Source organism: Candidatus Eisenbacteria bacterium (assembly GCA_020847735.1).
Classification (GTDB): domain Bacteria; phylum Eisenbacteria; class RBG-16-71-46; order RBG-16-71-46; family RBG-16-71-46; genus CAIXRL01.
Window position 1 is genome coordinate 209,008 of the sequence record JADLBL010000020.1, and the last position, 26,492, is coordinate 235,499.

The 26,492-nt window shown below is 68.9% G+C and carries 14 protein-coding genes; 9 read left to right on the plus strand and 5 right to left on the minus strand.

Annotation, left to right across the window (positions count from 1 at the left end):
- The first annotated feature begins 47 nt into the window (after window positions 1–47).
- Window positions 48–5,390, plus strand: coding sequence for a DEAD/DEAH box helicase family protein (locus IT347_09640; protein MCC6349836.1), 5,343 nt, complete (start codon window positions 48–50; stop codon window positions 5,388–5,390).
- A gap of 433 nt (window positions 5,391–5,823) precedes the next feature.
- Here the strand turns inward: IT347_09640 and IT347_09645 are convergent, their stop codons facing one another.
- Window positions 5,824–6,417, minus strand: a complete 594-nt coding sequence (locus IT347_09645; protein MCC6349837.1) for a hypothetical protein — start codon at window positions 6,415–6,417, stop codon at window positions 5,824–5,826.
- Between the two features lie 627 nt (window positions 6,418–7,044).
- Here IT347_09645 and IT347_09650 point away from each other — a divergent pair.
- Window positions 7,045–7,653, plus strand: a complete 609-nt coding sequence (locus IT347_09650) for a hypothetical protein (protein ID MCC6349838.1) — start codon at window positions 7,045–7,047, stop codon at window positions 7,651–7,653.
- A 67-nt stretch (window positions 7,654–7,720) separates the two neighbouring features.
- Here IT347_09650 and IT347_09655 read toward each other — a convergent pair whose 3' ends face one another.
- A complete protein-coding gene (locus tag IT347_09655) occupies window positions 7,721–8,962 on the minus strand; it encodes an ISL3 family transposase (protein MCC6349839.1) in 1,242 nt (413 codons plus the stop codon).
- 214 nt (window positions 8,963–9,176) lie between these two features.
- Here IT347_09655 and IT347_09660 point away from each other — a divergent pair, with 214 nt between their 5' ends.
- Complete coding sequence (locus IT347_09660) at window positions 9,177–10,934, plus strand: T9SS type A sorting domain-containing protein (GenBank protein MCC6349840.1); 1,758 nt, start codon at window positions 9,177–9,179, stop codon at window positions 10,932–10,934.
- 375 nt (window positions 10,935–11,309) lie between these two features.
- Window positions 11,310–13,787: a TonB-dependent receptor gene (locus IT347_09665; protein ID MCC6349841.1), complete on the plus strand. Its 2,478-nt coding sequence runs from the start codon at window positions 11,310–11,312 to the stop codon at window positions 13,785–13,787.
- A gap of 481 nt (window positions 13,788–14,268) precedes the next feature.
- Here the strand turns inward: IT347_09665 and IT347_09670 are convergent, their stop codons facing one another.
- A complete protein-coding gene (locus tag IT347_09670; protein ID MCC6349842.1) occupies window positions 14,269–15,618 on the minus strand; it encodes a hypothetical protein in 1,350 nt (449 codons plus the stop codon).
- A gap of 164 nt (window positions 15,619–15,782) precedes the next feature.
- Between IT347_09670 and IT347_09675 the strand changes: the two genes are divergently transcribed.
- Window positions 15,783–18,395, plus strand: coding sequence for a response regulator (locus tag IT347_09675; protein ID MCC6349843.1), 2,613 nt, complete (start codon window positions 15,783–15,785; stop codon window positions 18,393–18,395).
- A gap of 133 nt (window positions 18,396–18,528) precedes the next feature.
- A complete protein-coding gene (locus IT347_09680) occupies window positions 18,529–19,710 on the plus strand; it encodes an MFS transporter (protein ID MCC6349844.1) in 1,182 nt (393 codons plus the stop codon).
- Window positions 19,711–19,725: 15 nt separating this feature from the next.
- Here IT347_09680 and asnB read toward each other — a convergent pair whose 3' ends face one another.
- Together asnB and IT347_09690 are read right to left on the minus strand one after the other, a co-directional pair.
- Window positions 19,726–21,735 carry an asparagine synthase (glutamine-hydrolyzing) gene (gene asnB / locus IT347_09685; protein ID MCC6349845.1) on the minus strand — a complete coding sequence of 670 codons (2,010 nt, stop codon included), beginning with the start codon at window positions 21,733–21,735 and terminating at the stop codon, window positions 19,726–19,728.
- Window positions 21,736–21,761: 26 nt separating this feature from the next.
- Entirely contained in the window at window positions 21,762–23,201 is a 1,440-nt protein-coding gene (locus IT347_09690) for a glycosyltransferase family 39 protein (GenBank protein ID MCC6349846.1), read from the minus strand.
- A gap of 175 nt (window positions 23,202–23,376) precedes the next feature.
- Between IT347_09690 and gnd the strand changes: the two genes are divergently transcribed.
- From gnd to pgl, 3 genes are all read left to right on the plus strand, one after another.
- Window positions 23,377–24,279 carry a decarboxylating 6-phosphogluconate dehydrogenase gene (gnd, locus tag IT347_09695; GenBank protein ID MCC6349847.1) on the plus strand — a complete coding sequence of 301 codons (903 nt, stop codon included), beginning with the start codon at window positions 23,377–23,379 and terminating at the stop codon, window positions 24,277–24,279.
- A 68-nt stretch (window positions 24,280–24,347) separates the two neighbouring features.
- Complete coding sequence (zwf, locus tag IT347_09700) at window positions 24,348–25,790, plus strand: glucose-6-phosphate dehydrogenase (protein ID MCC6349848.1); 1,443 nt, start codon at window positions 24,348–24,350, stop codon at window positions 25,788–25,790.
- Window positions 25,775–26,491 (plus strand): 6-phosphogluconolactonase, encoded by a 717-nt coding sequence (gene pgl, locus IT347_09705; protein MCC6349849.1) that lies wholly within the window; start codon window positions 25,775–25,777, stop codon window positions 26,489–26,491. Before zwf ends, pgl begins: the two co-directional genes overlap by 16 nt.
- The last annotated feature ends 1 nt before the right edge of the window (window position 26,492 follow it).

The following is a 26,492-nucleotide window of genomic DNA, read 5'->3' on the forward strand; positions in this document are numbered from 1 at the left end:
GAGGCGCTGAACTCCTGTCGTCGCCTCCGAGGTGGATGAGGTAACCCATGGCCCGCATGGCCGGTGACGGCAATGGATCTGCACATCTCGACTTCGGCGAGTGGCTGAAGGAGAACGCGTCCAAGGCTGCCAAGGACGCGGACGAGTACCAGCTCCACCTTGCCGCACACGAATGGGATCTGGCCTCTGCCCTCGAGATCAACTCGGGCAAGGACTTCGAGTCACTCGAGCACCTCAACGTCAAGCCGTACGACCATCAGCTCGAGAATGCCATCGTCTTCTTCCGCCAGCTTGCACCTCGAGGCCTGATTGCCGACGACGTTGGACTGGGCAAGACCATTACCGCGGGGCTGATCGCCACCGAGCTCCTGCACCGCGGCCATATCGAGTCGCTTCTGATCGTGTGCCCGAAGGGCCTTGCAGAGCAGTGGAAGGAAGAGCTCGAGAGCAAGTTCCGCATCCAGGCCAGGGCAGCCTTCGGGACCGAGTTCACGGATCTCAAGACCTATCCCTACTGGATCACATCGTACGACACCGCCCGTAGCAAGATGGCGAAGATCCGGGCCCGCGGCTTCGACATGCTCGTGCTCGACGAGGCGCACCAGCTCAAGAACCTCTACCCAAGCAATCCGCCGCAGCGCGCCGTGAAGTTCCGTGAGCTCATGCACAACGAGGGCGCTCGCTTCGTGATCATGCTCACGGCGACGCCGATTCAGAACCGGCTCTGGGACATCTACAGCCAGCTCGACATTCTCAAGGCGCCATTGCCGAACCCACTGGGCGAGCCGGACCGCTTCCGGACCCGGTTCATTGCCGACCCTGACGCTCGCAGGTTGGTGAAGGGGCGCGAGGCGGAATTCCGCCAGCGCGTCGCGGACGCCACTGTGCGTACTCGACGCCGCGACACGAAGCTGTTGTTCCCCACCCGAGAGGTGAAGGATCACAGGCTCAAGCCAGCGCCCGAGGAGGCAGCCTACATCGAGAAGGCACTCGCTGCGATCATGAAGTTCCCAAAGCTGACTCAGATTGCGTATGCCCGCGGTCTGATGAGCAGCCCCTGGGCGGCTGCGGCTTCGTTTGAGAAGCGTGCGCAGGATCCGACGCCTCCTCCTGTGTCCCGGGACGTTCTGATGTCCCTTGCTCGTGAGGGGCGCGCCATCCAGAAGTCCGCAAAGGTCCAAGCGGTCGTGAAGCTGGTCGAGGAGGCATCGAAGGCGGGCAACCCTCGCATCATCGTGTTCACGATGAGGCTGGAGACGTTGCGTCACCTCGCGACGGCGCTGTCTGAGGCAGGGTTCGCCGAGCAGATCGGTGTCATGCAGGGCGGCGCTGCGGAAGCGAATCAGCGCGCTATCCGCGAATTCATGGCCGACCCAGTGAAGCGCCCGATCCTGCTGGCCAGCGACGTGGGCGCAGTGGGCTTGAACCTGCAGGCTGGCAACATCGTCATCAACTACGACCTGCCCTGGAACCCGATGCTCATCGAACAGCGCATCGGCCGCGTCCAGCGCCTCGGCCAGAAGGCGAAGAACGTCATCGTCTACAACCTCGTCCTCAAGAACACGATCGAAGAACACGTCGTGCTCCGGCTCATGGAGAAGCTCGCGCTCTTCACCCAGGCGATCGGCGAGATGGAGGAGCTGCTGGCCGGTCTCGGGTTTGACGACGAAGAAGACGGCAGCACCAAGACCTTCGAGGCCAAGCTCATGGAGCTGATCCGCAAGAGCTTGGAGGCCAAGGACACCGAGGCAGACTTTGCAGCAATGGAGCAAAGCCGTCGCGATGCCGAGCAGCGGCTGCAAGAGGTCAGGGAGCGGAATGAGTCGATGCTGGCGTCATTGCGCCCTAAGGATAGCCAGACCCGGCTTGAGGGGCTCGAGCGTTCTGAGCCGCGGCTTTCCCTACGTGACGTCGTGCTCGGCTGCCTCCGCCGGATACATGCGGCGATTACGGTCGCCGAGGACGGCTCGATTTCGTTCCGCGACCGAAACAATCGCACGGTGGAGATGCGCTTCGAGCGCACGGGCTTCGGGCCCGCAGCCCAGCAGTCACCCGAACATCGTGTTGTCCTGCCGGGCACAGCAGCCTTCGAGGCTCTAACGCGCGATATTCGTGAGGGAGCGCTTCATCACCTGTGCGACACCTCCGGCGTGGTGGGGGACAGGGCCAAGGAGGCCGTCAGGTCGCACCTCGCCCAGTGGGGGTTGCAAGTCGGGGAGATACGCGAGACTGCCTCCACCTCGTGCCTCGCATCGCGGGTTGCAGTCAAGGCGTCGATCGAGGTCAAGGGAGATCGTCACGAGAGTGTCATCGAGGTGGACGCCTCGCCGCCTGAGCACGGCGTAGTCACGATGGTGGGCAGTGAAGCGCTTGGAAACGGTGCCTCCGCTGAGTCCTTCAATCGCGCGAGCCCTGAGGTAATCCAGCGGCTTTCGCGGGAGATCGCACGCGCATCGAGCGGTGCCAACGAAGCCCTCGAACGCGACGCGAACTTCCAGAAGTTCCGGGCCTTCTATGGCGAGCGGCTGGTCAGTAGCGCCCGTGACCTGCTGGAAACGCTCGAGCCCAAGAACTCGGTCGCTGCCGGTGACGAACTCCGCCATCTTGAGAAGCTGGGCCGATCGGACCCCGCCATCAAGGGAGCGCTGGAGGTGCTTCGCGCTCGGTTTGCCCCTCGCGTACAGGCCACGCCCGTGGGTGTCCAAGGGCTCGTCTACTCGCTTTCCGATGTCGAGGTCGAGGCAAAGCACCCGGACCAACGAGTGGTCCATCCGCTGAAGTTCCGGATCGTGCCGATTTCGGGCGTGATCGTGGAGGGGGTCAAGGCACCCGAGGAACTGGTGGACGGCGAAGCGGTCTTCGCGTGTCCGAGCGGGCATCTCGCGCCCGCGAGCTCCTTTGAGGTCTGTCATGTGGACGGGTGCGAGGTCGAGATCTGCGGGGAGTGTGCTCCGACCCTGAAGGGCAAGCACCAGCTATTCGTCTGCCCATTATGCGAGAAGACCACCTGCCACGAGCACTCGCGCAAGTGCGACGGCTGCAGGCGATCCGTCTGCCTTGAGGACGCGATGGAGATCGCGGGTGGGCGTTTCACCTGCTCAGAGTGCATGGCCGTGCTCGAGGATGGCTCGGTCGCGCTCGAGGAGGAGATCCAGGCCAGCGCGATTTCCGGCCGGCGCGCTAGGCGCGCAGACATGGTTCGCAGCCCGATCAGTGGGCGCTACGTGATGGCGGACGAGACGGCGAAGTGTGAGGAGAGCGGCCGTGCCCTGCCGGTGGACGAGCTCGCGCTCGACGGGATCTCGGGACGCACCGTAGGCATGGACCTGCTAGAGCCGAGCGCGGTTTCTGGCAAGCGCGGGCTCAGGACGAAGATGGTCCGGAGTGCGTTGTCCAACAAGCCCATGCTGCCGGGCGAGCAATCGTTGTGCGATGAGTCCGGTCGCGTGTTCCTTCCGGACGAGCTCGGCTATTGCGAAGCCACCGGCAAGCGAGTCGATCCCGCGCTGCTGGAGGATGATGTCGTTGAAGGCGATCGTGTTTTGCGCCGCCTGCTGGGCCGCAGCAGCGTCAGCGGCCGCCACACGCGCCCCCAGAACCTCATCAAGAGCGATCGCAGCGATGCCCGCGGGCTCGTGGACGAGATGCGGAACTGTTCGGAGTGCGGATCGAACGTCGCCGTGACCGAGACCGGCGTGTGTTCGGAGAGTGGGGCCGAGGTGTGCACCGAGCACCTCGCACGTTGCGAGGCGTCAGGCGCCCTAGTGTTGGAGAAGAACCTCGGAACATGTGAGGTGACGCGCAAGCGCGTGCGTAACTCGCTGCTCCGCGTCTGCCCCGAGACAGGCATGCAGGCGCTCGGCAGCCTGTTCGAGAAGTGCGAAGCCACGGGAGTCGAGGTTCTGCCAGAGGGTCTTCAGGTCTGCGCGGCAACGGGCAAGCGTGTTCGGGGTTCGCTCCTGACCGCTTGTGAGGCCACCGGGAAGGCCGCGCTCGCGAATGCGCTTGAGACCTGCGCTGTCACCGGCAAGCGCGTGCTGCCGGCAGTTCTCCTGACGTGCCCGGAAACGAATCTGAAGCTGCTTCCCAACGCGGCTGCCAAGTGCGAGGAGACAGGCGTTCTCGTGCATCCGAGTGCCGTCGGAACATGCGCCTCGTCTGGCGCGACTGTGCGACAGTCGCTGCTCGCGCGTGATGACGTAGCAGGCGGGCAGGTTCTCGCACGCCTCCTGCAGACGTGCAGCCGCACGGGGACGCGCACGCTGGCCGAGAACTTGGAAGTCTGCAGCATAAGCGGCGACCGTGTGCTCACTTCTCAGCTCGTTGCCTGCGAGAAGAGCGGCCGCCGGCTGCTGCCGGAGCTCCTGAAGACGTGTTCCGTCACGCAGGCGCGGGTCCATCCCAACCTAGTGATTGAATGCCCCGAGACAGGCGCTACGGTCTTGCGCGAGGCGTCGGAGACTTGTGAGGCCAGTGGTGCGCTGGTCGCGCCCTCGGCCCTAGACACGTGCAGCGCATCGGGCAAGCGAGTGCGCAGGAGCCTACTCGCGCAAGATGAGTTCACTGGCAAGAAGGTGTATGCACCCCTGCTCGAGCGCTGTCAGGAGTCTGGCCGGATGACGTTGCGGGATGCGATGGTGACATCCGCTGGCTCTGGGAAGCGCGTGGCCGAATCCCTGGCGACCAAGTGCGAGGCGACCGGGCGTCCGGCGCTGCCCGCCGAGCTGGAGGCCTGCGCGCGGTCCGGCAAGCACGTCCTGCCCGAACAGTTAGTCGCGTGTGAGGCGAGCGGATCGCGGGTTCTGCAGGAGTGCCTGCAAGCCTGCCAGCTGTCCGGCAAGCGAGTCCTGCCCGAGCACCTGGGCGAATGCTCGGTGACCAAGGTGCGCGTGCTGAAGTCCATGCTCACCACATCGGACGTTTCGGGCAGACTGGCTCAAGCGGGCCTCGGAAGGACCTGCGGCGCCACAGGTCGCCATGTCCTCATGGACGAGGTGTTCACGAGCGACATCAGCGGCAAGGAGTTCCTGCTTGAGCGACTCCGGCCGTGCATCACCTGCGGCAAGAAGATGGATGCCAGCGAGGCGCATGAGTGTGGTGTCTGCGGGCAGCTGCACTGTGAGGCCGCGATGAAGGAAGGCGTTTGTGTGGTGTGCACCGGCCTACTTCGTGGATCCCGGGGCCGCAAGCTCACGTCTGCCGAGGTGCGCGCGCTCCGTCAGGTCGTGGGATGGATCGGGGGCGGGATCACCGAGTCGCGGCCGCTGGCCCGGTTTGTCCTCGCGCGGACGGGAGCGCTGGCCTGGAAGAAGCGGCGCAGTGTGCTCGTCCTGACGCCGGAGGGGGACCTTTCCGCAGCCCAGTTGCTCTCGCAGAAGGACCTCACGTGAGTTGATCCTCGGGGCGTGGGCCTTGGACGCGGTGGGCGCCCGCTGTCAGAAGCACCCTGGTCGGCACTTCGTGCGCGAAGAGGTCCCAGAGGCCCCCGTATCGCCCCAAACCGTCAACTGGCCCCGCGGGAGATGTTCCGAGTCAGGAGCGCGGGAACGCGGCCTACACGGCCCTCCACGGCCCTCTCAGCGCCTTCCGGTGCTCCCGCTGGATTTCCCAGTTGCCACCGATTCCCCGGTTCGAATCCGGGTGCCGCCTCCAGATTCGCTGCTTTTCGCGCGGCGCATCGGCCTTCCCCGAAGCGAGCGACCCGCGCGCGAACCGCCGGCACCCGTCGAGTTCGCGGAGAGCCTTCCGCGTCACTGCGGGCCCGAAGCCGCGACGGCGGCGGGCCGGACGCCCGCCGCCGTCGCGAGGAATCGGTCGCCAGCTTCAGGACGCGAGCGCGGCGGGAACCGGCATCTTCAGGGCCGTCAGCGCCTTGACGAGCAGATCCTTGACGCCGTTCGCCTTGATCACGGCCTCGCCGAGATTCCCGCTCGACTGGTCGCTCTGGGCCTGCGTCCACATCTGGGTCGCCTCGGCGAGCGAGGTCTTCACGCCGTCGAAGGTGGCGGCGTCGAGTCCCGCGGGGAGCTTCTTCGACTTGGACAGCGCGTCCACGCGCTGCTGCACGGAGGCGACGATGCCCGGAAGCCCGGCGTTCAGCGTGTCCCACGTGCCGCGCAGTTCGGTCTCCTTCGCCGCGAGCCCGTCCGAGAGCGCCTGGATCTTCGCGGGCAGGTCCTTCGCCGCCGCGAGCGCGGCCCGGGCGTCGTCGCCATCGAGGCTCGCCTTGGCGGCCGCGATCGCCGCGTCCATGGACTTCGCGTCGTCGGGCAGGATCTTCGTGACGTGATCCTTCGCCGCCGCCCACGCGGTCTCGGCCGTCTTGATCGCGGCTGTCGCCGCACCCTTTTCGGTGCTGCACGAGGCGAGCCACGCGCCGGCGAAAATCATCAGCACCACTGCGAGGATTCTTTTCACGAGCCACTCCTCCCGGATGCGAGTATCGAGCGCGGCACGTGCGATCACGTGATGCACCCGGCCCAGCTCGCGTCTCAACGCCACGCCGCGAAACCCGATCGCGACGACGGCCGCACTCGAAGCGGCCCGTGGCGGACGCGACGGGAGGGAGCATCGTCCGATCGCGGCGACTGTCAACCGGCGGAGAACGCCGGCGCCCCGCACGCCCGCGAAAAGGCGGTTGACGCGGCCCGGGTGCGAACTGATAAAGTAGGCGCACGTTCGCTCGCACGGCCTCATCCGTGCGCGGTCCCAACGGACTCGGGCGGTCCTCGGGGACCGAGAGGGTTGGGCACTCCGTGGAGTCATGCCCGTATCGCGTGGTCCTTTATGCGGGTAAGCATGCGGATGCTGGGAATTTTCGTCGGCGTTGCTGCTCGGGTGAGCCTCGCATCGCCTGCGATGGCATGCTGGGAGTGCAAGACGGAGTTGGTCAACGACCAGTGCGCTTTCGTTTGCTATTCCGCTGGTTTGGGTGAGTCGGGCATGACCAACTGCGAGCCCCGATGGTGCAATGAGGATGTCAGCTGCAAGTTTAGTGGGACGACATGTATCGGCGATGGTGGGTGGCGACCACCTCGATACCCAGTGGCAGTACTTCCAAACGCGGGCTCGTCGTTCACGACGGAGGTTCTGCTCTTCGCACTGGAGGAGGAGGGCCTTGGTGTCAGCGACCAGCCTCTGAGCACCGCCCCGGGCGTCGAAAATGGCCGGACCTGCGCGGTGAGCAGTGGGGCCTTATTTCAGCCGGAGTCGCGAGTTCTTGCTGCGTATCTCGCCGAATCCGCTTCCCATCGCACCGGGTCGCTGTTGCGGGCTGGCGACGGCAGCAGCCTCAAGCTCACGGTGCACCGCATGGGCACGGGATACCTGGCAGGCCTCGTTGAGTTGCGAGCCGACCAGGTCGCACGTCAGCACATGTCAATATTCGTCACCGAAAACGAACCCGCCATCTTTCGGGCAGCGCTCGCCGGGAGACACCACATGGTGGTTGTCAAAGTGGTCGCGACGAACGGTGGTGTGGATGGGGAACAGGCAATGGCTGCACGCGAGGCTTTCACGCGTGCAGCGGAGTCCTACCCAAGTCTCGGATTGCTCGATGTGAGAGTCGCCCGAGCGCCGAGCGATCAAGCTGAGGCCGTCAGCCTCATGACCTCACAAATGCTGATGCTCAGTCTGCTGGCAGCCAGACTGTGATCTCGGACGCGAGGCTGCCATCAAGTCCTGCCGAATAAAGGGGCTTCCGAGAATGGTGTGGCTGGAATCATGCGCCTGGCCACGCGCAGGCGGGGTAGAGATCGAGCCCGCCGCAGTGGAAGTAGACCGCGGCGCGGAACCGTTCACGGTTTCGAGAGCCACAGGCACGGCGCTTCGCGGATTGGATCTTCGCGTTGATCGCCTCGGCCCCAGCGTTGGTGATCCGGTGCACGAAGTAAGTGCGGATGTTCGCCCAGTGGCGCTTGATCATCGCCGCCACCTTGCGCATCGGCTCGAGCCGGCTGCGCCTCGCCCAGCGATACCAGGCGGCAAAGTTCCGGTCCGCAACGCCGGGGTAGTGCAGACTCCAGAGCGCCATCGCGGCTTCGCGCAGCGCCCACGCGCGGCCGACACGGGTGGCGATCTCGCGCAGCAGGTTGAAGGCGCGCGCCTGCGACCCATCGCGGCCCTTCGGGTTCTCGAGCCAGCGGTACTTGGTCCCCTTCAGGATCGGGTCGCCCTCAGCCATGCGGGCGCGGTGGTCCTGGCGCCGCACCAGGTCAACGGCGTTGCCGAGGTGCTGTGCGACGTGGAACTTGTCGAACACGATCTTCTCGTCGGCCCCCGGCAGGTGGTCGCGCGTCGACTGAATGTACGGTTCCCACATGTCCATCGACACCGCCTCGACCTGTTCCCGCTGCTCCGGCGTCAGGTTCGTCCAGAAACCATCCAGCGCCGCACGGCCGCGATCGTCGGCGACGTGCACCACGACGCCGCGCTCCAAGTCACTGGCCACCGTGCCGTACTCGTGCCGCTTCTGGAAGCTCGTCTCGCCCACGCCCACATGGCGCGGCGCTTCGAGCTGGCGCCGCTTCAGCCCGCGCGCGACCGCGCGCTGCAGGATGCCGTCGGCCTCCGCCCAACTGACCCTCAGCTGCTTGGCCACCGCCTGGGTGCTCGCGTGCTTCAGCCAGTCGATCGCCAGTGCCTCGAACATCGCTGTGAACCGCGAGCCGACTTCCGCCCACGGTACCGGCAGTTGCTTGATCCCATGCGTCGAGCACTTCAGGCGCGGCACGCGCGCGTGCACGATCGTGGGGAACTGGCAGGTGTCCAGATGCCGCCACGTACGCTCCTGGTGGTCGTGGATCGGCGCCGCGCTGCCACACTGCGGGCAGACCCAGAGCGTGCCCGCGGGCAGCGCCACGCGGATGTGCACCTCGCCCGGCGGCTGCTTCATCTCCACGTCCGTGATCTCCCACGGTGCCTTCAGGCCCAGCAACGTCGCGTACAACGTCCGGCTGTCGATGGTCATCGCGCGCCCTCACGGTTCAGGTCCGCGCCCAGCCTATCAGGCCCTCACGCCTGCGTTCTCAGCCACTCGAAAGTCGGAAGGCCCAGAATGGAGACGGCCCCCGCGAACAGGGCAAGCGGAAGGCCCGCTGGGAACGCATGAACCTATGTGTTCGAGCCTTATCTGGTCATGTTCAACCACCCATGATATTTAGAAAGTAGGCGGTCGCGTGCGCCTCTCCAGAAGAGCTCTGGCTATCGTTGGCGTGATCCTGATCTGCGCGGCCCTGCGGCCATCTCCGGTGGCCGCGGCGTGGCCCACCAGTGCAAACGTGAACCTTGCGCTGTGCACGGCCGCGAACAATCAGACATCGCCGGGAGTCGTATCGGACGATGTCGGTGGGGCGTACTTTGCCTGGGTCGATCAGCGGAGCAGCTCCACCGGGGCCGACATCTATGTCAGTCATGTGTTGGCGTCGGGTGTCATTGCTCCCGGGATTCCTGCCGGTGGTCTCGCAATCTGTACCGCACTTGGAACGCAGTTCAACTGTCGCATCGTCGGAGATGGGCTGGGTGGGGCGTACGTCAGTTGGCAGGACAACCGGTCCGGTAATGCGGACGTGTACCTGAGCCACATCGTCGCGCCAGGGCAGGTGGATCCGGGATGGCCACAGAACGGGCTCGCCGTGTGCACGGCAGCCAACGGCCAGTACATCCCGGAGATCGCAGCGGATGGTGCCGGAGGCGTATTCGTGACGTGGTACGATTTACGCGATGGCGCTGACTACGATATCTATGCCCAGCATGTCAAAGCGGATGGTGCGATCGATCCGCTGTGGCCGGTGTCGGGACTCCCGATATGTATAGCGACTGGAAACCAGCAGCCCGCTCAGATCGCGGCAGATGGGGTCGGCGGAGCGGTCGTAGTGTGGAGTGATTATCGAAGTGGGACCGAAGCCGATGTCTACGCGCAGCGCATCCTGGTTTCGGGAGTCGTGGACCCTTCGTGGCCGGTCAATGGGTTGGCCCTCTGTACTGCTTCGGGGAGCCAGTATGGATCCGCGCTGGTGGGGGATGGCTCGGGCGGGGCGGTTGTCGCCTGGGTGGACGGGCGCGGCGGGGTGACGACCGATGTCTATGGGACGCATGTGCTGGCGATCGGCGCGATTGAGGCTGGCTGGCCTGTGAATGGACGACCGCTCTGTACGGCGCCCGGCAATCAAACTGCGGTGACGGTTGGTCGGGATGCCTCGGGGCATGCGATCGTAGCCTGGATGGATGCCAGGGACGGGGTGTACACGAAGATCTACGCTCAACAAGCGGTGGGCCCAGACGGTGGGAAGTGGATCGTTGATGGAGTGCGTGTCAGTTCACGCGTCGGCAATCAACGTAACCCCATGCTCGTCGCGGATGGCCGTGGTGGAGCCTTGATTGTCTGGGAGGATGAAGGAAGCGGGGCAAGCGACATATATGCCCAGCACATCCTTGAGTCGGGCGATCCGGACTCCGGTTGGACGACCGCAGGCATGCCGGTCTGCTCGGCGGCGTATCAGCAACAGCAACCAAGGTTGATGCTCGAGGGATCAGGCGGTGCGGTGGTTGTGTGGCAGGACACCCGGAGTGGATCCGTTCTCAATACCGATATCTATACGCAGCGGATACAGGCGACTGGCCAGCTCGGGGGTGTTGTGGTGAGCGTCCCGCGCACAGGACCTCCCGCAGTCCTATCGGAAGCCGTGTGGCCAAATCCTTGGACTGACGGGCCACTGTCGGTCAGGTTTTCGCTCGAGGCCGAGTCTGCTGTTGACATCGAAATGCTGGACGTGGCCGGTCGACGAGTCGCGTCGCGAACCCTCGGGACAATATCCGCAGGGCAGCACGTCGCGTCTCCATGCGATCGGCCCGATGGACTGGAGGCGGGACTTTATTTCGTTCGAGTCATTGCGGGCACGGTCATGCGCGCAACCCGGGTGGTGATCGTGAACTAGGATGGTCGGTTCAAGCGCCGCTGCCTGCGGGCGTCCCTTTCGCATGCACCGCCCCGTTACGGCCCGGTTGTGAAATCGGGGAGTCCACGACACGCCGACGGCCGCGGAGCGGCGTGCGGTGTGATCTCCACGCGCATCCAGCACTCCCGGATGGCCGTCCAGGATTCGATCGAGCGGAGTTCGATTGAGGGTGAAGCAGTTCGAACAGGCCACCTCGCACGCCTCCTTTCAGGGTCATCTGTCCTGGGGAGTAGGTGGAATCGTGTTCGAGTGTGAAGCGCCGGGATCGCCGGGCGCCGAGTCCATCGAGGCCCTTCTTTTCGTGCGATCGTCGTGGGTCCCCGCGAGCCTTCGCCCCGCCGACGGGACAGGCGCATGATTTGGCAGGTCGGCCTGCTGGCAAGACTGGCGGTGCTTGCGGGCACTCCGGCGGACTCGGCCGTTCTCCAGCCCGCGGTTCCGATTCAGGTGGTGAGAACTCTGGACTCGGTGACGGTCGTCGGAGACCGCTTGTCCGATCCGCGTTCTACGGAGACGGTGCACCCACTTTCGTCGCGCGCGATTCGCCTTTTGGCCGTGGATCGCTTCGTGGATGTTGTCGGCCTGCAGGCCGGTGTCGTGGTGTCGGGCGAGGACCTGCATGTGCGTGGCGGCCGAACGGGCGAGCTCGTGACGAGCATCGCCGGCGTGCCACTCAACGAGCCTCGCCGGGGGGTGCCAATGGAGGTCCCGCTCCTCGCCGTGCGTTCGGCGGACCTGCTGACCGGGGGGCTCGACGCCGACCACGCAGGTTCGCTCGCGGGCGAGTTGGACCTGGAGACAGAGCAGCCCACGGCCGCACCGGTCGCGCTCATTCGTTGGACGAACGGCCTTCAGCGCGGCACGGGTTACGCAGTGCATGCGCGCGCTTCGACGCCGCTCGGAACGAGCGGGCTCGGGGTCGTGACGGCGGGCGAGGCGCGCCTGGACGAACTCGGAATGCCCGGGACGCGTTCGCGCGGCACGTCCGATCTGTTGGGAATGAAGTTCGGATGGAGGCAGGACAACCACCTGCTCGCATGGGCGAAACTCGCTCCCGTCGCGCGGCCGCAACGTGGATCGATCGAGGTGCTCGGCAGTCGTGTCGTGCGCCAGCCGTACGACCCCATGTTCGATTTCGACGGGTGGGTGTCCTTCGAGCCCGATTCGGAGGGTCGAGGAGAGTTCTACACGGGCCGACCGCTCGGCACGGCCGACCGTCGGCTGGACGACACCTACTTTCGGTATCGGGCGGGCGATCATCGCACGATGTCGGAAGAACGCCGGCTCGCCGTGATCGCGACGCTCGCCCTGGGTCACGCGAACGCTTCACAGCGGTTGGCGATGGGCTGGTCTCGGAACTCGGGGCTCAAGTCCGTCGGGCTTCGGCGGGACCCGAGCTACATCAATGCGCTCAACCGCCCGGTGTTTGGACCGGCGGACTACGCCTGGGCCGATCCGTTCCACGCATATTGGGGCGACGAGCCGTACTTCCGGCGCAGCGGATCACAGACCTGGTTCGCAAGGCTCGACGCGGTGCGTAGGATCGCTCGTCGCCACCTCGTCCGTCTCGGGGCGGGGTTCCAGTACGAGAACGTGCGGCTGTACGAGATCGACCAGGCGGCGCCGGTGATTCTCGGTGTGGACAGCTTGCGAACCTACAATGCCTTCGCGCCGGGGGTCTTCGCCTACGCCCAGCACCATTGGGAGTTTGGCGGTCACTCGTGGAACGCGGGGTTGCGTGTCAGCTCGTTCACGGCCGGGCCGCAGGCGAAAGGCGCCCCCTATCTGCTCCCGTTCCAACGCACGAACGAGCGATACCACGCACCCACGAGGTGGTCCTGGTCGCCGAGGCTGGGCTTCACGTATCCGGTTTCGGAGCGAGATATCTTCTCGGTGTCGTACTCACGCATCTTTCAGGATCCGCCACGCGACCTGCTGTACGACAACCGCACGTTCCTGTACGACCGGCACCCGTACGGCAACGGAACGATGATCCCAGCCGAGGTGATTTCGTATCAGGCGGCGCTCAAGCACATCCTCGACCCGCGCTGGTCGCTCCAGTGCGCCGCGTTCTACCGGGATTTCTCGTCGCAGCCGGGCACGAGGGTGACTTCGCCAAGGCTTGGTTACAACGTCCTTCAGTATGAGAGCGCCGACAATGGTCACGCCTCGGGTGTCGAGCTGACGCTCGCCCGTGAAGAGCGTGGCCGCGGACGCTTCGAGCTGTCCTACACCTACATGAGCGCCTGGGGTACGCAGTCGAACCTGGAGGGACTCGCCTACGGCCTGAGTCGAGGCTATCGCCCGGCGCCATTGAGCGCGCACCCTCTGGACTGGGACGAACGGCACGCGATCGCCGCTTCAATGCTGACGGAGCCATTCGGGTGGTTGTCGCTCTCGTGGAGCACCCGCGTCGCGAGCGGCCTTCCGTGGACCCCTCTCTACGGGGACCCGTCGAGTTCCTCCGAGTACCCTCCGGCCTACACCGATCAAATGGCGCTCAACTCGGCGCGGCTGCCCTGGAACGAGAACACGAACATGGCGCTTCGCTGCACGCCAGGATTCCTCGGGCGGTTCACGCTGATGCTCTCGGTGACGAACCTGTTCGCGAACAAGGCCGACCGGCTCGCGACCCTCTCGGGGTACCCGAACCCGATCATCAACACGCTCTACGACGAGTACGGCGCATATCGGACGCAGACCGGCCGGGGCGGCGGCGCCTACTGGAATGACCCCGACGGGGACGGAGTGCGCCAGTGGATACCCGTTGGCGACCGACGCCTCGCGGCGCCGCCACGGGTCGTGCGGCTTGGGCTGGAGCTCGGCTGGTAGACGCCCGTGACGCTCGTTCGGACTGCACCCGCGTGGGTTGGGCGAGCATCGCCGGCACGCGGCGGCCGTCAACCCGTGCAGCATGAGCGCCCCGCGCGCCCGCGAAAAAGCGGTTGACGCGGCCCGGGTGCGAACCGATAAAGTAGGCGCACGTTCGCTCGCACGGCCTCATCCGTGCGCGGTCCCAACGGGCTCGGGCGGCCCTCGGGATCGGGAGGGTTGGGTCCCTCCGTGGAGGTATGCCCCGAAAAGGAGGTGATCCATTGGACAGTAATCGCTTGGGTTCGGTGGAGGTGACGTCCTCGTAGGGGACCTCCGGGAGCTGTGACGTACCGGTTGCCCCATGGACGGGGAAACCCAGCGTCACCGACACCGAAAGTCTCGAAGCCCCGGCTCGAAGTTCGGGCCGGGGCTTTTTTTCGTGGCGTGTTCCGACCGTCGCCATGCTTCGCCGGGGGGCCACACCGCCGGCGGCCCGCCCTCAGCCGGCGTCGCGTGCGGCGACGCGCGCGATCTCGTGCCGGCCCCGGGCCCACAGCCACGCCGCCTGCGCCGCGTTGCCCGCGAGCAGTCCGCCGGCGGCGAAGAAGGCGCCGGGCGCGCGGTGCCAGGCGAGCCCGGCGCCCAGCACGAGCACGGTCGTGGCGAGCAGCGCGAGCATGGACTCGGTGACGCCGCGCGTGTTGCGCGAGTGCACCAGCGCCCCCTGCCAGAAGCTCTGCCAGACGCTCAGCGCCGGCGTGATCGCGAGCAGCGGCAGCGCCGCCGAAGCGAGCGCCGACAGTTCGGGCTCGAGCCCGGAAACCCACGTGAACCACAGGTGGCCGAGCGGGGTGAGCGCGAGCGCCGCGAGCACGCCACTGGCGCCCAGCGACAGCGCGACCGCGAATCGCCTCAGCGCCGGAACGGGGCGGTGCGACTCGAGCTGCGAGACGACGACCTCGTTGAAGCCGAAGCCGAGCGCGCGCAGCGTGAACGCGATGCCGCTCAGCGCGGGCCAGACCGCGAGCGAATCGAGCGCCAGCGGCATGCGGCTCATGGCGGCGGCCGAAAGCGGCATGGCGAGAAAGTTGATGGACGGAGTGATCATGAGCGGCAGGTAGAAGCGCAGGAAGGCCGGCATCGTCAGCGCGGGCGATGCGCGTGGCGCATCGCGCAGCTCGCGACGCCGGACGGGGCGGACGGCCCAGGCGGCGTACAGCGCCTCGGAGATCACCCCGCAGACGATCGCGAGCGTGCCGGCGACGATGCCGCTCACCCGGCCGCGCGAGGCGAGCGCCAGGGCCAGCACGGTGCACATCGCCGCCAGGCGCACGGCCGTGCCCACGGTCACCGCGTGCGCGCGGCCGAAGCGGATCAGCACGCCCTGCTGCGTGCGCCGGTAAGCGATCGAGAACGTCCACGGCAGCATGATGCGCAGCCCGATGCGCGCCGGTTCGCGCACGGCCTCGGGCACACCGAGTAGCCGCACGACGACCAGGTCGAACAGCGGAGTAAACGCAACCAGTGCGTGCAGCAGGGTCAGCGAGCCGGCGGCGGCGCGCATGAACCGGCGAATCAGGGCGTACGACGCCTCGTCGCGGGCGAGCGCGGTGCTGGCCGCGAGGAGCATGATGATCGGCGACTCGATCAGCAGCGCGATCGGGTACACGGCGCCGCCGTACGCGGCGAGGCTCACGGTGGACTCGGGCAGCCGGGCGATCGCCGCGCTCACCACCGGCAGCTCGAGACCCATGAGCAGCCAGCTGCCGGCGAGCGGTGCCCAGACGGCGGCGACCTCGCCGACCCGCAGCGGCCGGGGATCTGCCGGTGTCGAAGGCGTCTCGGGCATGGGCGCGGAACCATAGCGGCGCCGCCGCCGCCAGGCCAGCGCCGCGGCGCACAACAGCCTCAAGCGCAAGGCGGGCAGTGCCGATACCGGCCGCGAATGGACGGGCACCCGCGGGCGGCGAAGGAGAGCGCCCGGGTCCCGGCTCGGACTCCACGCGAGGCGTTATGAACGACCGCCCCAACCCGGTTCGCGCGAGCCAGCAGGTTCCCGCGTTCGCTCCGGCCATCGGTCTGCGGGAAGTGCTGGAAGCCTCCCCGGACCTCGTCTTCTGCTGTGACGCCTGGGGCCGCTTCGCCTGGGTCTCGTCCGCTTTCGAGTCCATCGCGGGCTGGCGTCCGAGCGAGCTGGTCGGGCAGCCCTTCGCGAAGGTCGTCCCTGCCCCGGAGTGCGCCGGCGTGACGCGCGCCGCGCTGCGGCAGCGCCGTCGTTCGCAGACGATCGTCACGCGCGATCTCACGCTGCGGCGCAGCGACGGCACGAGCCTGCCCATGACCGTCCGCGTTCGTCTCTACGAGCGGCTGGACGGTGACGCCTACTTCGTCGGGGTCGCGCGCGAGCGAGTCCCGGTCGCGGATCCCCCCGTGGCCCCGACACTCGATTCGCGTCCCGACACCTCCGCGACCGACGAGGCGATGGCCCTGGCGATGGAGACCGTCTCGAACGCGACCGAGGCCGCCGACGCCGCCGAGTCGCGCGCGAAGCAGCTCGAGAACCAGCTCGAGCAGGAGCGCGCCGGCTCGCAGCTCAAGGGCGAGTTCCTCGCCACGCTCAGCCACGAAGTGCGCACGCCGATGAACGGCGTGGTCAGCCTGTCCCACAAGCTCCTGCAGAGCAGCCTCGACAACGCGCAGAAGCAGATGGTGGACGCCATCCTCGGCTCCAGCCAGACGCTCATGGCGCTCGTCAACGACGCCACCGACTACACGCGACTCGAAACGGGATCCCTGTCGGTCGAGCGGATCGACTTCGACCTGCGCATCGCCATGGAACAGGTGGCGACCTCGCTGGTGCCCGCCGCCGAGGCCCGCGGCCTCGCCTTCGAAGGACGCGTCGAGGCGGTCGTCCCGACGCGGCTGAAGGGCGACCCGGGCCGGTTGCGGCAGGTGCTGCTCAACCTCGGGCAGAACGCGATCCGCTACGCCGACGAGGGCCGCGTCGTGCTGCACGTCGAGCGCGACCGCGAGGACGACACGCACGTCACCATCCTGTTCCGGATCGAAAGCATCGCCGCGGGAACCGGAGGGAAGCCTGCGTCGGGCGCCCACGAACCCGACGGCTCGCGCCGCCCGGGCGGCTCGGCCCTCGCGCTGGCGATCGCACGCCGGCTCGTCGAGCGCATGGGCGGGCAGGTCGCGGCCGAGAACCCGCTGACGCGCGGCAATACGTTCGCGTTCCGCCTCATGCTCGAGAAGCAGGCGCAGGCTCCGGCCGCGCCCGCGGCCTCCGAGGTGCAGCTGCGCGGGATGCGCGTGCTGGTCGCCGAGGGCGAGGCGCAGGACCGCCGCGCCACCGTCGAACTGCTCACGGCCTGGGGCGTGTCGGCCGAGTCGGCCGAGAACGGTCCCGAGGCCCTGCAACTGATCCGGCAGGCGGCGCACGAGCACCGCCCGTACGCGGTCGCCATCGTCGGACAGCAGCTCGAAGGTCTCGATGGTGAAGCCCTCGGCTCGGCGGTCCGCGCCGACTCCGACCTCGACGCGACGCTGCTCATGCTGACCACGCGGGTCGGACGGCCGGGCGATGCGAACCGGATGAAGGAGCTGGGCTTCTCCGCCTATCTCGTCAAGCCGCTCGAGGTCTCGCAGCTCTTCGACGCGCTCTCGGAGGTGGTGGCGAACGGCCACTCGAAGCTGCCGCCCGCCGAGCGTTCGCTGGTGACGCGCCACTCGCTGGCCGAGGCCAAGCGCGGCCGGCTGCGCATCCTGCTCGTCGAGGACGACGTCGTGAACCAGCTGGTCACGCAGAGCGCCCTCAACCGCGTCGGCTACAACGTCGAGATCGCCTCGAACGGGCGGGCGGCCATCGAACTCACCGAGAACCAGCACTGGGATCTGATCCTGATGGACACCCAGATGCCGGGACTCGACGGCTATCGCGCGACCGAAGCCATCCGCGCCCGCGAGCGCGGAACGCGCCGCACCCCGATCCTCGGCCTCACCGGCGACAGCTCGTTCTCGACGGATCGTGAGAAGTGCCTCGCGGCGGGCATGGACGACGTGTTCCGCAAGCCGATCGACCTGGTGGAGCTGACGACCGCCGTCGAACGCTGGACCGTGCGCGGCGACGCGCGTCCCGGTGACGCGGGCGAGGGTGCGCACGCCCCCCACGCGCACGTCTTCACGGTCGTCTCCTCGCACTTCGACCCGCCGGCGGAATCGGCGCCCGCGGCCGAGTCCTTCAGCGCGCTCGAGCTTCCCGACGGCCCCGCGATCGATCTCGAGCAGCTCAACACGGCGAGCATGGGCCTGCCGGCCCTGCGCACCTCGCTGCTGCACACCTACCTCGACGACGTCTTCCCGCGCCTCGAGCGGCTGCAGCAGGCGCTCGACTCCGGCGACGCCCGGCGCGTCGAGTTCGAAGCCCACGGCCTGCGCGGCATGTGCGCGACCATCGGCGCCAGCGCCTGCACCATGCTGTTCGGCGAGATGGAGTCGGCGGCGCGCGAGGAGCGCGTCGCGGAGGCCCGCGGCTACCTCGAAGCGGCGAAGCAGGCCGTGCAGCGGACCGAGGAGTTCATCCATCGTCTGGAGCGGATCGTCACCGACCAGGCCGCCTGAGCCGGTCGGAACGAAGAACCTTCGCGGCCCCCGCCCTCGCGGCGGGGGCCGCCGCATTTTCGTCGCCCTTTCGCGCAGGATCTTCAGTCCGCTGTGGCGCGGGGCGAATGGGCCGGGCTAGATTGCCGGCTCCATGCGCCGGTTCCTGACTCCGCGGCTCGCGATTCTCTCGGCCGCGCACTTCACGATTGATTCGTACTCCAGCTTCTACCTGCCGCTGCTGCCGCTGCTGGTGCAGCGGCTGGGGCTCAACTACACGCTGGTCGGAACCCTCGTCGCCCTGGGCTCGATGTCGTCGTCGTTCGCTCAGCCGATCTTCGGCTTCGTCTCCGACCGGTTGAACCGCCCGTGGTTCGTCGCCCTCGGGCCGCTGGTCGCGGCCATCTTCCTGGCTTCCGTCGGGGGCGCGCCCAGCTACACGATCCTGGTGACGCTGCTGGTGCTGGGCGGCTTCGGCGTCTCGGCCTTTCACCCGCAGACGGCCTCGCTGGCCGGACAGACCGGAACGGACCGCGGCAAGTCCATGTCGTTCTGGGTCACGGGCGGAACGCTTGGCTGGGCGCTCGGGCCGATGTTCGCGACCGTGTCGGTCGGCCTGTTCGGGCTCGAGCGCACCTGGCTCGCGGCCCTGCCGGGCGTCCTGATGGCGGGCGTGCTGTTCGCCTGGTTCCGGCGCCAGCCGCCGCTCACGCACGCGCGGCGCGCGCGCACGCGACTCTCGGACCTGCGCGCCATCGCGCGGCCGCTCACGCTTCTTTACCTGGCCGTGGTCGCGCGTTCGGCGGTCTCGACGGGTTTCGCCACCTTCCTGCCGTTGTGGGTTCACGAGCAGGGCTGGTCGGTCACGGCCGGCGCGACGGTGACGACGATCTACCTGACGTGCGGCGCGCTCGGCGGCTTCGCGGGCGGCTGGCTGGCCGACCGCATCGGCGCGCGCCGCGTCGTGCGGCTGTCGTTCCTGCTCCCGGTGCCGTTCTACGTCGCGTTCTTCGCGCTCGGGGGGCCGGTGGGGCTCGCCTGCCTCGTCGCCGGCTACGCGCTGCTGCAGTCGTCGCTGCCCGTCAACGTCGTCATGGGCCAGGAACTCGCGCCACGGCACGCCTCGATGATCTCGAGCCTGCTGATGGGCGCCGCGTGGGGGGTGGGCGCGCTGCTCGTCGGTCCGGTCGGCGCGCTCGCGGACCACTCCGGCCTCACCGCCGGCCTGCGGGCGCTCAGCCTGCTTCTGGTGGCGGGCTTCGTGTGCGCGATGCTGCTGCCGGATCCGCGCCTGCACCGCTCGGCGGTGTCCGTTCCCGACGGCGCGCTCGACTGACGGGCGCGCGGACCTCTACGCCGTGCCCGGAAGCTCCCCGCCGCCGTTCCTGCCTCTTCGCGCCTCCACGGGGCCGGCCCGCGCGCCGGCCGCCTCCGCCATCGCCGGAGGCGAAGCGTCACGCCGCCCGGCCCAGCATTGCAGCGAGAGCAGCGCCCACAGCGTCCGGCCGCGGTCCTCGCGGCCCTCGAGATGCTCGCGCACGATCCGGTGAACGACCTTCGAGTCGAGAATGCCCGTGCGCTCGACGGCCGCCGGCGAGAGCGACTCGACGACCAGCCCGCGAAGCGGCCCGCGCGCCCACGCGGAGAACGGCGGCGAAAAGCCCTGCTTGCGCCGCGCCAGCAGGTCGGGCGGCAGCAGTCCCCGCGCGGCCTGCTTGAGCGCCCACTTGCCGCTCGTCCCGCGCAGCTTCGCGCCTTCCGGCAGCGCCAGCGCGAACTCGACGAGCGAACCGCGCAGGAACGGCGCGCGGGATTCGAGCCCGTGCGCCATCGTGCAGCGGTCCACCTTGGTGAGCAGGTCGCCGGAAAGATAGGTCTCGAAATCGAGCAGCTGGTACGCCGTGAGCGGCGCCCGGTCGGGGGCGGTGACGAGCTGCAGGTCGCGCAGCGACCGCTCGAGCCGGCGGGCATGCTGGAGCGCCGCCTCGGGGCCGGCGGCCTCGCGCAGGCCCGGCGCCAGCAGGCTCATCGCCTCGGCCGGACGCGCGGTGCCGAACCAGGCGAGATGCCGCTCGAACGGCGGCAGGCCGCGCGAACCGAGGAAGCGCTCGACGAGGTGGGCGATCGTGACGTGATGGTGCCGGGGACGGAAGCGCCGCGCGGTCGCGAGGGCGGCGGCGGCCAGCGCGGCGGGAACCGCATCGGCGATCGCGGCGTGCCGGTGGCCGAGATAGGTGGGATAGCCCGCGAACAGCTCGTCGCCGCCCTCGCCGGTCAGCACCACCGGCACGTGCCGCGCGGCGAGCCGGGCGAGCGCCCAGGTCGGCAGCACGCTCGGATCGCCGAGCGGCTGGTCCATGGAGGCGGCCCACGCGTGGAAGGCCTCCTCGCCCTCGCGCGCGGTCATGACCAGCTCGTGATGATCGGAGCCGATGGCCGAGGCGACGCGCCGCGCGTAGCCGGACTCGTCGTAGCCGCGGTGCTCGATGCGCATGCTGAAGGTCGGGAACGGGTGGCGCACGGCGCGGGCGGCGAACGTCGCGACCAGGCCCGAGTCGATGCCTCCCGAGAGAAAGACGCCGAAGGGCACTTCGCCCGGCACGCGCGTCGCCACGGCCGCCGCGAGCGCCTCGCGGGCGCGCGCCGGAGCATCGGCCACGCGCGTCGTCGTTCCGCCCAGCAGCGCGTCCCACGGCCGCCACCAGCGGCGCAGCTTCTCGACGCCGGCGCGCACCACCAGCGTATGGGCGGGTGGCAGCTGGCGCATGCCGGCCCAGGCCGTGTCCGCGCCAGCGAACGCGCCGTGCACCAGGTAGCGGACGAGCGCGGCGGGCGCCGGGTCGCGCGAGACCCATGGCAGCGCGAGCAGCGCCGCGGGCTCGGACGCGAACGCGAAGCGGCCCGGGGCGTGCGTGACGAACAGCGGCTTCTCGCCGGCACGATCCCGGGCCAACGTCAGCGTTTGACTCGCGCGGTCCCAGAGCGCGACCGCGAACATGCCGTCCAGCGAAACGGGGAAGTCCTCGGCGCGCTCCTCGAAGAGGTGCGGAATCACCGCCGTGTCGGGGCCGTCGGCGATCTCGTGCCCGCGGCCGCGAAGCGCCGCCCGCAGCTCCGCGTGGTTGTAGATCTCGCCGTTCACCACCCCGGTGACGTCGCCGGACTCCGAGGTCATGACCCGCGCGGGCTGCCGAGGCGCCACGATCGCCAGGCGCGCGATGCCGAGCGCGCAGGTCCCGCCGTCCCAGACCGCCTCGCCCGAGGGGCCGCGATGGCGCAGACGGCGGACCATCTCCCGCACCAGCCCGAGGCGTTCGTGCGGGGCGAGCGCGGGGGCGACGATGCCGGCGATGCCGCACATGCGTGAAGTCGCTCCGGGCCTTGGGGTCAGCGTGCGCCGTCGCGGCGGAAGGCCGCGAACCGGCGGTTCTCGAACAGGGGCTCGCCCCAGCGCTGCTGTCCCGCGTCGCGCGCGCGCGCCGGCAGGACGACGACGTCCGTGGCCGGCGCCGCCTCGAGCGAGGAATGAAAGCGCCACTGGCCGCGGGCCTCGAGCGAATCGCGGTAGCGGACCACGTAGTTGCTCGTCAGCACGTGTCCGCCCTCCGAGACCACTTCGGAAACCCGTCCCAGCCGGAAATCGGAGCCGGGACTATAGCAGTTGTCGTAGAGCACCGTGCCCGCTCCGGTCCGTGCGATCGCTTCGGCCATCGGCTCGCCGGATTCCTGACGCGCATACCGCACGAGCCACGGCGAGCCGGCCGTGAGCAGCAGTGGGGCGAACAGGAGCCCCGCCAGCAGCGGCCGCGGCAGGCGTCCCGCGCGGGCGCGCCAGCACTCCGCGCTCCACCAGGCGAGCGCCGGCAGGGCGGGCAGCAGGTAGGTGACGAGCTTGGAGCGCGAGAGCGTGAAGAAGATCGCCGCGAACAGCACGAACCCGGCCGCGACGCGCGTCGCCCCCGACCGCGGCATGCGCCACGGCGTCGCGAGCGACCAGGGCAGCGCGCCGCCCGCCAGCACCGCCGGCACGAACCACCACGGCTGGTCCCGCTTGAAGGCCCCGCTCGTCATACGTTCGAGCGATTCCTCGAGGAACGCGTAGCGCGCGTACTCGGGGTGGCGGCGCAGCGCCAGCGCGAACCAGCCGCCCGCCACCGCCAGCACGATCAGCCACCCGGGCGGCCACGCCAGCCAGCGCAGCGGCGCGCGCGAACGCATGAGCAGCGCCGCGCCGGCGCTGCCTCCCACGGCCCAGGCGAGCATCACCGGTCCTTTCAGGAGCACCCCGACCGCCACCGTCGCGTACATCGCCGCGCGGCGCGATGTCGAGCGACCCGAATCGGATTCGAGCGCGACGCCCGTCCAGACCGCGGTCACACACGCGGTCAGCGGCATGTCGAAGATGACGTAGGCTGCGAGCGAGGCGAACAGCGGCGCCGAGGCTGTGAGCAGCATCGTCTCGACCGGCGAGGGGGCTTCGGCGCCGGGCATCGCCGCGAGCCGGCGGGCGGTGCGCGCCAGAAGCAGGAGCACGATCAGCGAGGCGAGAATCGAAGGCAGCCGGGCCGCGACGCGGTTGGCGCCGAATACGCGGATCGCGAGCGCCCCGGCGGCGAACAGTCCCGGCGGCTTGTCGAGATACGGCAGGCCCGCGAGATGCGGAATCACGAAGTCGCCATCGGCCGCCATTTCGCGCGCGACTTCGGCGTTGCGACCCTCGTCGGGGTCCAGGAGCGGCACCCGCCAGGCGCACCACAGCGACAGAGCGGCCGAAGCTGCGAGGACGAGCAGGACCGCGCGGGAGGAGGACGCGCTGCGAGCGGGCATCACGCGCGGCACGTTAGCACAGCCTTGTCGTGTGCCGGCCCGGCGCCTTGCCACCACCGGCAGCGGGACGCATGCTGCGTGCAGCGGTGGCTGCGCGAGGCGCGCCGCGCGATTTCGTCACGATCATGGAACCGGGCGCTCCCTTCGTGGAGCGCCAATGAGGAGTGCGAGCGGTATGGAGATCGGCTTCGTCGGACTCGGCCGGATGGGATTCAACATGACCCTGCGCCTGCTGCAGGGCGGGCATCGCGTGTCGTGCTGGGACCTCAGTCCCGACAAGGTCGCGGCGGCGGCCGGGCGCGGCGCGACGCCGGCCACTTCGCTCGCGGATCTGGTGCGCCGTCTGGCCCCGCCGCGTGCGATCTGGGTCATGCTCCCGGCCGGCAAGGCGACCGACGACACGATTCACGCCCTGCAGCCGCTGCTCGCCGCCGGCGACCTGATCGTGGACGGCGGCAACTCCAACTTTCACGACGACCAGCGGCACGCGAAGGAACTGGCCTCCACCGGGCTGATGTACGTGGACGCCGGCACGTCGGGCGGGATCTGGGGCCTGCAGGTCGGCTACTGCATGATGCTCGGCGGTCCCGACGAGGCGATCGCCCGCCTCAAGCCGGGCCTCGACACGCTCGCTCCTCCCGAAGGCTGGCTGCATTGCGGACCGGCCGGGGCCGGCCACTACGCGAAGATGATCCACAACGGCATCGAGTACGGCATGATGCAGGCGTACGCGGAAGGCTTCGAGATCCTGCGCGCGGGCGAGTATTCGTACGATCTCGCGAAGCTCTCGCACCTGTGGAACCAGGGCGGCGTCATCCGTTCGTGGCTGCTCGAGCTGGCGGAGCGCGCGTTCGCGAAGGATCCGGGCCTCGAGAAGATCCGCGGCTGGGTGGACGACTCGGGCGAGGGCCGCTGGACCGTGCTCGAGGCGATCGAGAAGAACGTCCCCGCCGAGGTGCTGACGCTCTCGCTCATGCGGCGCTTCCGCTCGCGGCAGGAGGACACGTTCACCGACCGCGTGCTCGCCGCGCTGCGCGCGGAGTTCGGAGGGCACGCCGTCAAGGGCCGCGACGCGTGACGACGCGCATTCACGTGCCCGTCGAGTCGCCCGCGGCGGCCCGGAAGGCGCCCGCGCCGCCGTGCGCGATGGTCGTCTTCGGTGCGACCGGCGACCTGACGCGCCGCAAGCTGATGCCCGCGCTCTACAACCTGGCCGCCGGCGGACACCTGCCCGAGACGTTCGCGGTGCTCGGGTGCGCTCGGCGGGAGTGGAGCCGCGAGGAGTTCTGCGAGCGGATGCGCGCGGGCGTGCGGGAGTTCTCGCGCCGGCCGCTCGCGGAGCCGGCGTGGGAATGGTTCGAGCCGCGTCTGGGCTTCGTGTCGGGAGACTTCCGCGAGCCGGCGACCTACCGGCGCCTCGCGACCTCGCTCGGGGAACTCGACCGCCGGCTCGGCACCGCGGGCAACCGGCTCTTCTACCTGGCCGTGCCGCCGGACGAGTTCGGACTGATCCTGAAGGGCCTCTCGGGCGCCGGCCTGATCGCCCCGCCCAACGGACCGGCGTTCTCGCGCGTCATCGTCGAGAAGCCTTTCGGGCGCGACCTCGAGACCGCCCGGGCGCTCAACGCGCTCGTCAGCGAGGTGCTCGACGAATCGCAGACGTTCCGCATCGATCACTATCTCGGCAAGGAGACGGTGCAGAACATCATGGTGTTCCGGTTCGCGAACAGCATTTTCGAGCCGATCTGGAACCGCAAGTACGTGGATCACGTCCAGATCACCGCCGCCGAGACGGTCGGGGTCGGCTCGCGCGGCCGATTCTACGAATCCACCGGCGTGCTGCGCGACATCGTCCAGAATCACCTGCTCGAGGTGCTCTCGCTGTGCGCCATGGAGCCGCCCAACTCCGGGCACGCCGACGACGTGCGCGGCGAGAAGCTCCGCGTCCTCAAGGCGCTGCGCCTGCCCTGGCAGGGCACGGTCGAGGACGAGCTGGTCGTCGGCCAGTACGGGGGCTACCGCGCCGAGCCGGACGTCGCGGCGGACTCGCTCACGCCGACGTTCGCCGCCCTGCGCGTGCACGTGGACAACTGGCGCTGGCAGGGCGTGCCGTTCTACCTGCGGGCCGGCAAGCGCATGGCGAAGCGCGTGACCGAAGTGTCCTTCCACATGCAGCCGATTCCGCTCTCGCTGTTCGGCCGGGGCGACCTGTGCGAGCACGTCGAGCCGAACGTCATCACGCTCCGCATCCAGCCGGAGGAGGGCATCGAGCTTTCGTTCTCGGCCAAGCAGCCGGGGAACGACTTCACGGTGACCCCGGTGGCCATGGACATGAAGTACGCCGAGGCGTTCGGGGGCGAGCCGCCCGAGGCCTACGAGCGGTTGCTGCTCGACGCCATGCGCGGCGACGCCACGCTGTTCTCGCGCCGTGACGCCGTGGAAGCCTCGTGGACGTGGATGCAGCCGATGCTCGACGGGCTCGAGGCGCTGCCGCGCCGGGCACCGCTCGCGTACGAGCCGGGCAGCTGGGGGCCCGAGGCCGCCGACCGCTTGATCCAACGCGATCGCCGCCGGTGGCGAAACCCCTGAGCGCGCCGGCGCATCGCCCGCGGGTCTTCGCGGACGCCGGCGGTGTCGCCGAAGCGGCGGCGCGAATCGTCGTCGAGGCTTCGGTCCGCTGCCTCGAGGAGCGCGGCGAGTTCCGGCTCGCCATTCCCGGTGGCCGGTCGGTCGCGGGGATGCTCGACCGCCTCGCGCGGGAGCCCGACCGCTCGCTGGTGGACTGGACGCGCGTGACGCTGTTGTTCGCCGACGAGCGGGCGGTGCCGCCGGACCACCCCGATTCGAACTACCGGCTGGCCCGCACGCTGCTGCTGGACGCTCTCGGCGATCCGCTGCCGCGCGTGCGCCGCATGCGCGGCGAGGCGGCCGATCTCGAAGCCGCGGCGCGGGAGTACGACGCCGAACTGACGGTGCCGGCCGATCTCGTGGTGCTGGGGATCGGCGAGGACGGGCATGTCGCCTCGCTCTTTCCCGGCTCGCCGCTGCTCGCCGATTCGCCGCGGCGCGCGGCGTGCGTGCTCGACAGCCCGAAGCCGCCACCGCGCCGGCTGACGCTCACCCCGCGCGCCCTGCGCGAAGCGCGCGAGGGGCTGCTGGTTCTCGCCACCGGCGCCGGCAAGGCCGGCGCGGTGCGCGCGGCGCTGGCGGGCGGTGCCGACTTCCGCCGCGTGCCCGCCGCGCTGGCGCGCGACGGGATCTGGCTGCTGGACGCCGCCGCGGCCGGTTGAA